Source organism: Pseudomonas sp. QD4 (genome assembly GCF_049199125.1).
Taxonomy (GTDB): Bacteria; Pseudomonadota; Gammaproteobacteria; order Pseudomonadales; family Pseudomonadaceae; genus Aquipseudomonas.
The window spans coordinates 1,473,860-1,486,254 of sequence record NZ_JBLZOM010000001.1; the positions used below are offsets into that span (position 1 = coordinate 1,473,860).

Annotated in this window: 13 protein-coding genes; 5 read left to right on the forward strand and 8 right to left on the reverse strand. The window is 64.5% G+C overall.

From position 1 onward, the window contains the following. Positions 1-171: 171 nt before the first annotated feature. Positions 172-561 (reverse strand): hypothetical protein, encoded by a 390-nt coding sequence (locus ACOZJV_RS06335; protein ID WP_421547113.1) that lies wholly within the window; start codon positions 559-561, stop codon positions 172-174. Between the two features lie 367 nt (positions 562-928). On the opposite strand from ACOZJV_RS06335, the gene ACOZJV_RS06340 reads away from it, so the two are divergent. Both ACOZJV_RS06340 and ACOZJV_RS06345 read left to right on the forward strand, forming a co-directional pair. Beyond that, complete coding sequence (locus ACOZJV_RS06340; RefSeq protein ID WP_020300587.1) at positions 929-1,612, forward strand: response regulator transcription factor; 684 nt, start codon at positions 929-931, stop codon at positions 1,610-1,612. Further along, positions 1,590-2,984, forward strand: a complete 1,395-nt coding sequence (locus ACOZJV_RS06345) for a sensor histidine kinase (protein ID WP_078471486.1) — start codon at positions 1,590-1,592, stop codon at positions 2,982-2,984. Before ACOZJV_RS06340 ends, ACOZJV_RS06345 begins: the two co-directional genes overlap by 23 nt. Positions 2,985-3,053: 69 nt before the next feature. Here ACOZJV_RS06345 and ACOZJV_RS06350 read toward each other — a convergent pair whose 3' ends face one another. The 4 genes from ACOZJV_RS06350 to ACOZJV_RS06365 form a co-directional block, all read right to left on the reverse strand. Continuing rightward, the gene (locus ACOZJV_RS06350) at positions 3,054-3,329 is read right to left on the reverse strand and encodes a DUF1652 domain-containing protein (protein ID WP_421547114.1); all 276 of its coding nucleotides are present in this window, start codon (positions 3,327-3,329) and stop codon (positions 3,054-3,056) included. An 11-nt stretch (positions 3,330-3,340) separates the two neighbouring features. After that, positions 3,341-3,592 carry a CsbD family protein gene (locus tag ACOZJV_RS06355; RefSeq protein WP_421547115.1) on the reverse strand — a complete coding sequence of 84 codons (252 nt, stop codon included), beginning with the start codon at positions 3,590-3,592 and terminating at the stop codon, positions 3,341-3,343. Between the two features lie 126 nt (positions 3,593-3,718). Next, positions 3,719-5,212 (reverse strand): helix-turn-helix transcriptional regulator, encoded by a 1,494-nt coding sequence (locus ACOZJV_RS06360; protein WP_421547116.1) that lies wholly within the window; start codon positions 5,210-5,212, stop codon positions 3,719-3,721. A 175-nt stretch (positions 5,213-5,387) separates the two neighbouring features. Further along, complete coding sequence (locus ACOZJV_RS06365; protein WP_421547117.1) at positions 5,388-6,728, reverse strand: sigma-54 interaction domain-containing protein; 1,341 nt, start codon at positions 6,726-6,728, stop codon at positions 5,388-5,390. A 248-nt stretch (positions 6,729-6,976) separates the two neighbouring features. On the opposite strand from ACOZJV_RS06365, the gene ACOZJV_RS06370 reads away from it, so the two are divergent. From ACOZJV_RS06370 to ACOZJV_RS06380, 3 genes are read left to right on the forward strand one after another with little or no spacing between them, the layout of a single operon-like run. Beyond that, the gene (locus ACOZJV_RS06370) at positions 6,977-7,861 is read left to right on the forward strand and encodes an MBL fold metallo-hydrolase (RefSeq protein WP_078471491.1); all 885 of its coding nucleotides are present in this window, start codon (positions 6,977-6,979) and stop codon (positions 7,859-7,861) included. Positions 7,862-7,889: 28 nt separating this feature from the next. Then, positions 7,890-9,167: an NAD(P)/FAD-dependent oxidoreductase gene (locus ACOZJV_RS06375; protein ID WP_421547118.1), complete on the forward strand. Its 1,278-nt coding sequence runs from the start codon at positions 7,890-7,892 to the stop codon at positions 9,165-9,167. Beyond that, on the forward strand, positions 9,164-9,991 hold the full coding sequence (locus ACOZJV_RS06380; protein ID WP_078471493.1) for a sulfite exporter TauE/SafE family protein: 828 nt from the start codon (positions 9,164-9,166) through the stop codon (positions 9,989-9,991). Before ACOZJV_RS06375 ends, ACOZJV_RS06380 begins: the two co-directional genes overlap by 4 nt. A 223-nt stretch (positions 9,992-10,214) precedes the next feature. Here the strand turns inward: ACOZJV_RS06380 and ACOZJV_RS06385 are convergent, their stop codons facing one another. The 3 genes from ACOZJV_RS06385 to ACOZJV_RS06395 form a co-directional block, all read right to left on the reverse strand. After that, positions 10,215-11,231: a PDDEXK nuclease domain-containing protein gene (locus tag ACOZJV_RS06385; RefSeq protein ID WP_421547119.1), complete on the reverse strand. Its 1,017-nt coding sequence runs from the start codon at positions 11,229-11,231 to the stop codon at positions 10,215-10,217. A gap of 122 nt (positions 11,232-11,353) precedes the next feature. Further along, positions 11,354-11,764 (reverse strand): hypothetical protein, encoded by a 411-nt coding sequence (locus tag ACOZJV_RS06390; protein ID WP_421547120.1) that lies wholly within the window; start codon positions 11,762-11,764, stop codon positions 11,354-11,356. Positions 11,765-11,824: 60 nt separating this feature from the next. Beyond that, entirely contained in the window at positions 11,825-12,229 is a 405-nt protein-coding gene (locus tag ACOZJV_RS06395) for a hypothetical protein (RefSeq protein WP_078471496.1), read from the reverse strand. Between the last annotated feature and the right edge of the window lie 166 nt (positions 12,230-12,395).

Sequence of the window (12,395 nt, forward strand, 5' to 3'; positions counted from 1 at the left end):
CAGAAAAATGGTGTTACAAGTCTCGAAGGGAGAATTGCAGCCACCGTGCCAACCGAACCAACAAATAAAATTCTTTAAAAACAATTAGTTATAAAAAAAATGTTGGGCTGGAACCGTGCAATTTGCCGACCGCTGCGTTTACCGGCGGGCGTTCTGCACGGTGCCGCCCATTCATTTGGTCCGGTAATAGCGGTAGACATCGCGCAGCTTGCACCAGGCCAGCCACAGCATCAGCGCCAGGAACCATAGCATCAGCAACAGGCTACTCAGGGCGGTGGCTGGAGGGAGGTCCATGAAAACCAGAATGCCGATCAGCATGGCGCCGTAGGCGGAGCGGCGAAAGTTGAACTTCAACAGCAACGCCGGCAGCAAGACGGCGGCCACGCTTGTGATGAGGATTTTCATGATGAGGGTGATCAGCATCCTCTGGCCGATCGAGCTGCTCAGGTGCACGTGCTTCACGATGTAAGGCAGGAGCAACGAGAGGTGTACCGCCGCATTCAGCACCAGGCACACCAATAACAACAACCCGAGACTTTTTATCCATGGCCACACTTTCATCGGTTCAACCTTGAACGAGAGAAAAAAACCCGCGAATCATAACAGCCCCCTCCCCCGCTGGCCGGGATGAACGACGTGGAGTGCCAGGTAAATGCACGGCATTGCAGATCTGTAGCCGCTGCCGAGCTCCGCGAGGCTGCACTGGCCCGGGTGGGCGCCGTAGGAGTGCCAGGTGTAAGCACGGTGTCGCGGATGGCCAGCGGCCGAACGCGGCCCGGCCTGCGGCGGCTGCAGTGTCTTTGGCGCGTTGGGCTGGGCGGTAGCGGCAAGGGCCCTGCTGCCAACATGAAAGTTTTTTTAGGAACCTGGGCGCCGTTTCTTGGCAAAATGCCGGCCTGTGTCATGAATTCCTTATCAGGTAAGCCCAATGACCCGCATTCTGACCATCGAAGACGATGCCGTAACCGCCCGTGAGATCGTGGCCGAACTGAGCAGCCACGGGCTCGACGTGGATTGGGTCGACAACGGCCGCGAAGGCCTGGTGCGCGCGGTCAGCGGCGACTACGACCTGATCACCCTGGACCGCATGCTGCCCGAGCTCGACGGCCTGGCCATCGTCACCACCCTGCGCACCATTGGCGTGTCGACGCCGATCCTGATGATCAGCGCCCTCTCCGATGTCGACGAACGGGTACGCGGTCTACGCGCCGGCGGCGATGACTACCTGACCAAACCCTTCGCCTCGGACGAAATGGCGGCCCGGGTCGAAGTCCTGCTGCGGCGCAAAAGCACGGTTCGCGAATTCGAAACCTGCCTGCGGGTGGCTGACCTGGAGCTGAACCTGATCAGCCGCGAAGCCACCCGGGCCGAGCAACTGCTGAGCCTGTTGCCCACCGAATACAAACTGCTGGAATTCCTGATGCGCAACACCGGGCAGATCCTGTCGCGGATGATGATTTTCGAAGAGGTCTGGGGCTATCACTTCGACCCCGGCACCAACCTGATCGACGTGCACATCGGCCGCCTGCGTAAAAAGATCGATCCGCCCGGCATGACTCCGCTGATCCGCACGGTGCGAGGTTCGGGCTATGTCATTGCTGAACCCCTCTAAAGGCTGGCGCTCCTCCAGCAGCCGCCTGCTGGCGCTCTACAGCACGCTGTTCGTGGCCTGGAGCTGCCTGCTGCTGGGGGTCATGTACTACGAAGTCTCCGGCTACCTCGAAACCCTGGCCAAGCATTCGCTGATGCAGCGCCAGCATCTGTTCTCGCGTTTCCAGGGTGACCAGTTGGTGGAGGCCCTGACCACCAGCATGACCTTCGACATGCGCGCCATCGACGCCTATGGCCTGTTCGACGAACAACGCGGGCACTTGAGCGGGCCGATCCGCGAGATCCCCGACGACCTGCCGCTGGACGGGCAGATCCACGAACTCAAAGGCTGCATCGACTCCGACGACCCCGACCTGCCCCGCGACAGTTGCGATGCGGTGGCCACCCATACCCAGGACGGCCGCTGGCTGATCCTGGTGCGCGACAACGGCTCGTTGTTCGCGGTGAACCGGATCATCCTCCATGCGCTGCTCTGGGGCGTGTCACTGACCATCATTCCCGGCGTCGCCGGCTGGCACCTGCTGCGGCGGCGTCCGCTGCGCCGGATCCGCCAATTGCAGGCCAGCGCCGAAGCCATAGTCGCCGGCGACCTGACCCACCGCCTGCCCCTGTCCAACCGTCGCGACGAACTGGACATGCTGGCCGCCATCGTCAACGCCATGCTCGAACGCATCGAGCGCCTGATGCATGAGGTCAAAGGCGTGTGCGACAACATCGCCCATGACCTGCGCACCCCACTGACCCGCCTGCGTGCCCAGCTGTACCGGATCCAGCAGCAGGCCGCCGACGGCTCGCCCGAGGCATTGCAGATGGATCAGGTGCTGGCCGAGACCGATACGCTGATGGCGCGCTTTCGCGGGTTGCTGCGGATTTCCGAGCTGGAGGATCAGCAACGCCGATCCGGGTTCCTGGTGCTGGACCCGGTGCCGCTGCTGCATGAGCTGCACGATTTCTACCTGCCCCTGGCCGAGGAAGGCCAACTGACCCTGACCCTCGACGTGCCCGACAGCCTGCCTCGGCTGACCGGCGACCGCGCCCTGCTGTTCGAGGCCCTGGCCAACCTGCTGAGCAACTCGATCAAATTCACCCCGCCGGGGGGCGAGGTGATCCTGCGTGGCCTCGACGACGGCGGCAGCCCGCGCCTGGAGGTGCTCGACTCTGGCCCGGGTATTCCCCAGGCGGAGCGCAGCGCGGTGTTCCGGCGGTTCTACCGGGTCGACGACAGCAACACCCACGGCGGTTTCGGCCTTGGGCTGTCGATCGTCGCGGCCATCGTCAACCTGCACGGCTTCAAGCTCGAAGTCGGCAGCAGCGAACGCGGCGGTGCCCGCCTGTCCCTGGACTGCCGCCCCAACCTGATTGCCGACACCTGATCCGCCAGGGCCGCCCTGGCCGTGCCGAGACGGGTCGTACCTAAACTGGCGCAGCAGCTTCCCTGCCGGCTACAGGGTGCCGTCTTCGCAAGCACTGGCCAGGGCGGGTCGCTGGCCGAGGTGGTTGCTGTTCAGCTCGTAGCGCAACTCCTCGATCAGCGCCGCCACCTGCTCGGCGGTTCTCAGGTTCTGTAACTTGAGGCCGCTGACCACCAGGTCGACACGGCCGCTTTCACGGTCGTATAACCGCACGGTCAGCGAGGCTTCGCCATTGAGGCTGCAATCACAGGCCAGGGGCTGGAAATTGAGTTCCAGCTGCGCGCGCAACTGGCTGAGGCTGGTCATGTTCGACAACCTCAACGGCGTCGCAACAGCAGGCCGGCGAGAATGCCGAGCCCGGCCATGATGGCGAGGGTCGCCAGGGGTTTTTCCCGGACAAAATCCGTCGCGTGGTCCAGCGCCTCGCCATAGCTTTGCTGCATCTGGCCCACGACCTGACGCGTCGCGCCTGCGGCCTCCATCTGCGGATCGTCCATCAGTTCACCGACCGCGCCCTGGGCCCTGCCCGCGAGTTTGTCCACTGCACCTTTGATCTGTTCGCTGCGCATCTTGCATTCCTTTCGCTGTGAGAGGGGCAATGCCCGGAGGCATCGCTGACATACAGACTAAGAAACGCCGACCCGGCGCAGAAGCTCAATTTGCACCGGGCTAACTAGTGCATTTGCACCGGTCGCCTAGCCCTTGCGCCGCCGCTCTCCGGCGAACAGCCCGCGTTCGCGGGCCCAGACAATCGCCTCGCTGCGGCTGTGCACCGCCAGCTTGGAGTACACCGTGGCCACGTGATTGCGCACGGTGTTGGGCGCCAGTTGCAGGCGCGCGGCGATCTCCTTGTCGGCCAGGCCTTCGCAGATCAGCCCCAGCACATCGCGCTCGCGGGCCGTAAGGTCGGTGAAGGAGGCGCTGGCCCGCTGCGCCGGGCTGGTGCTTTTCATATTGGCCAGTTTTTCGATCAGGGTCTGGCTGAACCAGGAGGCGTCCTGCATCACTTCCTCGATCGCTGCGACCAGTTCCAGCTCGGTGCGCTTGCGCTCGGTGATGTCCATCAACACCAGCAGGTAACACGGGCTGTCCTGGATAATCACGGTGTCGGCCGAGACCACGCAATCGATCAGCTCCGCACCTTTCTTGCGCACCTTGAGCTCCAGCCCGGCGACGCTGCCGGCCTTTTCCAGGGCCGCGAACAGCTCGGCACAGGCCTTTCTGCCCTCGATAAAGCCGATCTCTTCCACGGTCTTGCCCAACAGTTCTTCGCTGGGATAACCGCTGGTGTCGAGGAAAGCTTCGTTGACATCCACCACCAGTTGGCTGTCGGCGCTGCAGACCATCGTCGGCACCGGCGTCAGGCGGAACGACTTGGCGAAGCGCTCCTCACTCTGGCGCAGCGCCACTTCGGCCTTGCGCCGCGGCTCCAGGTCCATGAAGGAAAACAGCATGCAGTCTTCGTCGTTGATATCCAGCGGTTGCCCGGCCACGATCACCAGCTTGCTGCCGCCTTCGGGCAGGCGCAGCTCGGCCTGCATCTGCGGGATGGTCGCGCCCTGGTTCAGGCGTTCGATGGCCAGGTCCTTGTTGTCGGCCTCTTCCAGCACATCCAGCTGGTACACGGAGCGCCCGATCACCTGTTCGCGAGCGTAGCCGGTCATCTCCAGGAAGCCCTGGTTGACCTTGATATAGCGCAGGTCGCTGAGGCGGCAGATCACTGCCGGCGCCGGGTTGGCATTGAAGGTTTTTTCAAAGCGCTGCTCGGCGCTGGCCCAGTCGGTGGCATCGCTGAGGATCAGCACCAGCGACTCCGGCGCTCCGGCCCGGTCGGTGAGAATCATGCTGCGGATGCGATGCACCCAGTGCCTCTCCTCGCCATCGATTTCGGTCCTGACCTCCACCACCACATCGCTGAACGTCTCGCCGGCGGCGACCCGGTTGATCGGGTAACTGTCTGCCGCCACCGGGTGGTTGTTGCGGTAGCGCAGGGCATAGCGCTCAGCATATTCGGCGGCATTGGCCCCCAGTTGACTGACGTCGCTGACCCCGTGCATGGCCAGGGCGGCCTGGTTGGCCCAGAGAATGGTCTGGTCGACCTCGATCAGAATCACCCCATCGGACAACCCGGAAATGATCTGCTGCAACTGGCGTCGGTTGGTTTCGGTGGCAAGTACGGCTTGGCTCATAGGGTCGTCTCCGGAAGTGAGCGGCGCGACGTCAGGGCGGGCCGGGACAGGATGCAAGATACGACCACAGCCCAACGCCATCGTGCCCAAAAAACCGCCCCTGTAGCCGCTGCCGAGCTGCGCTGGCCCTGATCGATGCCGTGGAGTGTCAGGTGCAATCGCGGCGCAGCAGCGGCTACGCCGGGGGCAGGCCCAGGGCTTTCAGGCGGCGGTAGAGGGTGCGTTCGCTCAGGCCCAGGCTCTGGGCCAGTTCGCTGCGCGGGCCGTCGAAGACTTCCAGGGCGTGGGCCAGGCGTTCCAAGTCCTTGCTGCGGCGTCGGCGGCTGATGGCTTCGGCGGGAGCCTGGGGCGGCGCAAGCGTGTCGCTGCGCAGTTCGCCGGGCAGGTCCTGGACGCGGATCACCCCGTCATCGCTGAACAGGCTCGCGCGCTCCAGGATATTGCGCAGCTCGCGGATATTGCCCGGGTAGGCATACACCCGCAGGCGCTCCATGGCCTGGGCGTCGACCCGTGGCACCGCGCCCGGGGCCAGGCGTTGCAGCAGGCTGTCGATCAGCAGCGGCAGGTCATCCCGACGCTCGCGCAGGGCCGGCAGACGAATCGGAAAGGCGCTGATGCGGTAATACAGATCCTGGCGAAAGGTCCCGGCGGCCACCATGTCCTTGAGCGGCTTGTGGGTCGCCGCCACCAGGCGAAAATCCGAATGCACGGTGCGCAAACTGCCCACCGGACGGAAGCTGCCGGACTCGATCAGCCGCAGCAACTTGACCTGCATCGCCAGCGGCACCTCGCCGATTTCATCGAGGAACAAGGTCCCGCCATGGGCCGCTTCGGCCAGGCCGATCTTGCGCTGCAAGGCCCCGGTGAACGCGCCCTTCTCGTAGCCGAACAGCTCGCTCTCCAGCAACGATTCGGTGAGTCCGGTGCAATCGACCACCACCAGCGGCCCGCTGGCGCGCGGGCTGCCGTCATGCAGGGCACGGGCGAACAGCTCTTTGCCGGTGCCCGACTCGCCCTGCAGCAACACCGGGATCGGCGCCGGCGCCGCCCGCAGCAACGCGCTCAAGGCCTCGTTGAAGGCCGGCGAACGCCCCACCAGCCCCTTGCGCTGGGGTTGCACCGAAGCCACGGCCAACGAATTGAGGCGCTCGACATAGGCCACCACCGCCCCGCTCTCACCAATGATCGGCCGCAACTCCACCTCCACGTGCTCCGGCCCCCGTGGCGTGTGGTGCACGTGCAGCATGCGCTCCGGCACCCGGCTGTCGTGGGCCTTGCGCATCGGGCAATGTTCGCCGGCCTGATCGCAGGGCACGGCAAATTGATGGGACACCCGGTAGCACTTGGCGCCGACATGGGGCCGCCCCTCCACGCCGAACTGGCGCTGGTAGGCGGTATTGGCGGCAATGATGTTGTACTGGGTATCGAGCACGATGGTCGGCTGCGGATCGTGCTCCAGGTAAGACACCAGGGCCGACATCCGGCTGCTGGCGAGGTCGCGGGGCGAGGTGGACATGGCAACTCCTGCGGGGGTGCGGCAGCTTAAAACACCGGGGCGGTTTCTGCCACTCACTGCCATCGACTGCCACCCAACTGCCAAAATAACTGGCAGTGACAGCTCGAAACGCCCTCCGTCTATGCTGCAAGCCATTGAATTGAATGAAACGGCGTGCCCATTCGGCCCTGGACGTTGGCACGGTTATTGACACCCCAAGGGACGACTGCCCGTTCCGGCCGGCGTCACTTCATCGTCTGGAGAGCAGCATGATCATCGGCACCACCCTGCGTGTAGAAGCCTTTTTCGACCGCGACACCTGGACCATCAGCTACCTGGTGATGGACCAGACGACCCGGCGCTGCGCCTTGATCGACAGCGTGCTCGACTACGACCCCAAGTCCGGGCGCACTCGCACCGAATCCGCCGACCGCCTGATCGAGCGGGTCCGCGAACTGGACGCCGAGGTCGAGTGGATCCTGGAAACCCACGTCCACGCCGACCACCTGTCTGCTGCGGCTTACCTCAAGCAGCGCCTGGGGGCCAAGGTCGCCATCGGCCAGCACATCACCCAGGTGCAGAAGGTGTTCGCCAGCCTGTTCAACGAGGGCCCGGCGTTCGCCCGCGATGGCAGCCAGTTCGACGTGCTGCTGGCCGACGGCGCCGAGTTCGCCATCGGCGGCCTCAGCGCCCGCGCCCTGCACACGCCGGGGCATACCCCGGCGTGCATGACCTACCTGGTGCAGGTCGGCGACGAGACCGTGGCCTTTGTTGGCGACACCCTGTTCATGCCCGACTACGGCACCGCACGCTGCGACTTCCCCGGGGCCGATGCGCGGACCCTGTACCGCTCCATCGGCAAGATCCTCGCCCTCCCGCCGCAGACCCGCCTGTTCATGTGCCACGACTACCTGCCCAACGGCCGCGAGTTGCAGTACATGACCACCGTGGCCGAGCAGCGCGCGCACAACATCCATATCCACCAGGGCATCGATGAAGAGTCCTTTGTCAGGATGCGCGAGGCCCGCGACGCCACCCTCGACATGCCGGTGCTGATCCTGCCCTCGGTGCAGGTCAACATGCGCAGCGGCCAACTGCCGGAGCCCGAGGACAACGGTGTGCGCTACCTGAAGATCCCGCTCAATTCCCTATAACTATTCCACTCCCCACGGAGACCTTGCCATGCGCCCTATTTCCACCCTGCAGCGGGCCGTCGACGGCAGCCACCAGGTACTGATCGTCGGCGGCGGTGCAGCGGGCATCGCCGCCGCATCGAGCCTGATGGCGCGCGACGCACAGCTTGACGTGGCGATCATCGACCCCGCCCCGCAGCACTATTACCAGCCCGGCTGGACCCTGGTCGGCGCCGGGGTGTTCAGCGCCCGGTCCACGGTGCGCAGCATGGCCTCGCTCATCCCCAAGGGGGTCAAGTGGATCCAGGCCGCGGTCAGCACCTTCGAGCCCGAGGCCAATGCCCTGGTGCTGGACAACGGCCAGGCCCTGGCTTACGACCAGTTGATCGTGTGCCCCGGCCTGAAGCTCGACTGGGACGCCATCGACGGTCTGAGCGCCACCCTGGGCAGCAACGGCGTGACCTCCAACTATCGCTACGACCTGGCGCCCTACACCTGGCAGCTGGTGCAACAACTCAAGCAGGGCCAGGCCCTGTTCACCCAGCCGCCGATGCCGATCAAGTGCGCCGGCGCGCCGCAAAAAGCCATGTACCTGTCGTGCGACCACTGGTTGCGCAACGGCCATCTGCCACGGATCAACACCCGCTTCATGAACGCCGGCGCGGTGCTGTTCGGGGTGCCGGACTACGTGCCGGCCCTGATGGAGTACGTGCACAAGTACGCGATCGACCTGGATTTCGGGCATAACCTGGTGGCGGTGGACGGCCCCGCCAAGCGCGCGACCTTTGTCCGAACCCTGGCCGATGGGCGCCAGGAACACCTGGAGCGCCGCTTTGACCTGTTGCATGTGGTGCCGCCGCAGACCGCCCCGGACTTTATCCGCAGCAGCCCCCTGGCCGATGCCGCGGGCTGGGTCGATGTCGACCCCTACAGCCTGCGCCACACGCGTTTTGCCAATATCCACGGCCTGGGCGATGCCACCAACACCAGCAACGCCAAAACCGCGGCCGCCGCGCGCAAGCAGGCGCCGGTGGTGGCCAACAACGTGCTGGTGGCCCTCAAGCGCCTGCAGCGCCTGGCGCAGTACGACGGTTATGGTTCCTGCCCACTGACGGTGGAACGGGGCAAGATCGTCCTCGCCGAATTCACCTACGGCGGCAAGCTCGCACCGAGCTTCGCCCCCTGGTTGCTGGATGGGCGCAAAGCCACGCGCCGCGCCTGGTGGTTGAAAGAGCGGATCCTGCCGCCGCTGTATTGGCGCGGCATGCTCAAGGGCCATGAATGGCTGGCCCGTCCGACCCTGAACACGGACACCCCGCCGGCATGAATGAAGTGACCTTGATCGGAGCCGGCCTGGGGCTGGTGATTGGCGCGATCCTGGCCTTGACCGGGGCTGGTGGCGGGATTCTTGCGGTGCCGTTGCTGGTGTTCGGCCTGGGCCTGAGCATGGTCGAGGCGGCGCCGGTCGGCCTGCTGGCGGTAGGCCTGGCGGCCAGCGTCGGCGCCCTGCTCGGCCTGCGCCAGGGCATCGTGCGTTATCGCGCGGCGGGGTTTGTCGCCGGCATCGGCATCCTGCTGACCCCCCTGGGGCTGTGGTTGGCCCATCGCTTGCCGAACGCCCCCCTGGCGCTGCTGTTTAGCCTGGTGCTGCTGTACGCCTGCGGGCGGATGTTGCTCAAGGCCAGCCGTGAACTGAAACACGGCCAGGCCGCACCGCGCCCGGCCTTTTTGCCCTGCGTGCTCAACCCGCAGCAAGGTCGCCTGCGCTGGACCCTGCCCTGTGCCCGCGCCCTGACGCTGACCGGGATGCTGTCGGGCCTGCTCTCCGGTTTGCTCGGGGTGGGCGGCGGGTTTGTGATCGTCCCGGCCCTGGGCCGCTACACCAACCTGGACAGCAAAAGCATCGTCGCCACCTCGCTGGCAGTGATCGCCCTGGTGTCGCTGGGCAGCGTGGTGACCGCCAGCGTCAGCGGGGTCATGCACTGGGCCGTGGGCGCGCCCTTTGCCTTGGGCGCGGTAGTGGGACTGGTCATGGGCCGACAAATGGCCAGCCATCTGGCCGGCCCGCGCCTGCAACAACTGTTCGCCATTACCGGCATGCTGGCGGCGCTGCTGCTGGCCTTCGGAGCCCTGGGGCTGTTGCCCCGTTGAGCCTATTTCGCCGGCAAGCCGGCGCCTACAAGGGAAATATTGACCTCTGCCGCTCGGGCACGCAGCCGACGACCATGGCCTGAACCTGGCTGCCGGGCGGCTGGCGGACTGGGTCGGCAGCGAGCAGAACTGAACAAGGGGCACGCGCCGCGGCTAGGCTACGGCCTTGCTGCTCACTCGACTCACCAGCACACGGAACAGCCCGCACAGCTTGCCGCCAGCTTCACCGCGCTTGCGTGTCCAGTGCATAAAACTCCTGCAGCTTGGCCTGCAGCAGTTTCTTGTCCGGCAGTTGGGTCCGATACTCGGCAATCAACGCCGGCGAAAGCGAACGGTTGAGGGCATATTCCACCACCTCGTCGTCCTTGCTGGCACAGAGCAACACTGCCAGGGCCGGGTTTTCGTGGGGTTTGCGCACTTGGCGATCCAGGGCCTCCAGGTAGAAATCCAGCTTGCCCAGATACTCCGGTTCGAAGCGCCCGACCTTGAGTTCAACGGCCACCAGGCAATTCAACCCACGATGGAACAGCAACAGATCCAGGGCAAAATCCCGCCCGCCAACCTGTAATGGATAGCCTGACGCGACAAAGCAGAAGTCCCGCCCCATCTCGATCAGAAAATCCTTGAGCTGGCGAACCAGCCCCTGATGCAGATCGGCTTCGCCATGCCCCTGGGCCAGATCGAGAAACTCCACCATGTAGGCATCCTTGAACACCTTCAGGGCCTCGGGATGAGTGTCTCTCAACGCGGCCGAGACGCTTGCCGGGCGGGTCAGCGTGCGTTCGAACAGGGCCGATTTGATCTGCCGTTCCAACTCTCGGGTCGACCACTGCTCCTGAAGTGCCATACGCAGATAAAACTCGCGCTCTTGCGCACATTTGCCTTGGGCAAGAATGATCAGGTTCTGGGTCCAGGGTAATTGTGTCAGCACTGCTGACACTTTCTCCTCCCCTCGATAGACCTCATAGAACTGACGCATGCGGAACAGGTTGCGCCGGGTAAAACCCCGCAGGCCCGGCTGTTGCCGCGCCAGGTAATCCGCCAAGTGCTGGACGACGCCATCCCCCCACTCCGCCGCCTCGATCTTGCGGCTGATATAGGCCCCGACCTGCCAATACAGTTCCACCAGTTCAGTGTTCACCGCTCGCACCGCCCGCTGCCGCGCGGCGGCGATCATCTGCGCCACTTCACCAAATGCCACATCGGTGGAGGTCATTGCCGCTTCAGTCTCTTGATTCATAACGCACGCCCGGTTTCAGGACACAGGCCCCTATCATCCAGTGGACCGCCATGAACTTGTAGTCAGCCTTGTCTATTTTCACTGAGCGAAATGTCCTGATTTCGGCGACGCAATCAGACCTGTCAGCCCGGCATGCACGCGAAGTCATGGGTACTGGCCACCTGCTTGCCCATGGCGTCATACAAGCGCGCCGACACCTCGGTCCCCAGGGACGATTCCACCAGCTTGTAATGCTCGCCGGCCTTGAAGCCGCTGTAGCTGATATGGCCGTCGCAGTCTTGCTGGTTGGAATCACCGACGTTCTCTTCAAACAGGGTCACGTCCAGGCGGTGGGTGCCGGGCTTGACCTGGAAATAGCGCCCATCGTCGATCTTCTGCCCATCCACGCGCTCGGCCAGCAGGTCATTGGGCGCCTCTTCTTGCAGGCCGATCCAGGCCTCGCTGGGGTCGGGCTGGGGCATGGGCCCGGCACACGCCGCCAACAACGCCACCAGGCTCAACATCGGGATCAGCAACAACGGTCTACGGGACATCACTAAACACCTCATCAATCATGGGCGCCGGCGCGAGCTGCGTCGGCTTCTGCGGCACGGCTACAGGCAGCTGAAGTCCGCGCTATGGGCCAGGGGCCGGCCCTGGGCATCCATCAATACGGCGCTGACTTCCTGGCCCTGGCTCGACTCCAGCAACTGGTAATGCTCGCCAGCCTTGAAGCCCGAGTAGTCCAGGCGCCCCTCGCATTCCGGCTGCGCCGAGTTGCCGTTGGCGCCTTGCAACAGCGCCATTTGCAGGCGGTGCGCGCCCGGACTCACCTGAAAGTAACGCCCATCCTCCAGGCGTTTGCCGTCGACACTGTCGGCCAGCAGATCGTTCGGCGACTCCTGGGCCAGCCCGATCCAGGCCTGGCTCGGATCGGCCTTGGGCAGCGGCCCGGCGCAAGCCGAAAGCAGGCCCACCAGGCCCAGCCCCGGCAGCAGCAACAGCGGTTTGAATGACATGACGCAACACCTCGCAAGTGAAAAAACAGTGCCCGGGACGAGCCGGATAACACGCCTCGCCGGATGCCTATCCAGCTTGTGGGCGTGCCCTGCCCTGAACAAATGAATCCACATGAAAGGATTTTCAGGCCGCGCTTAAATCTTCCTTCATCTTCACGAAAGCCGC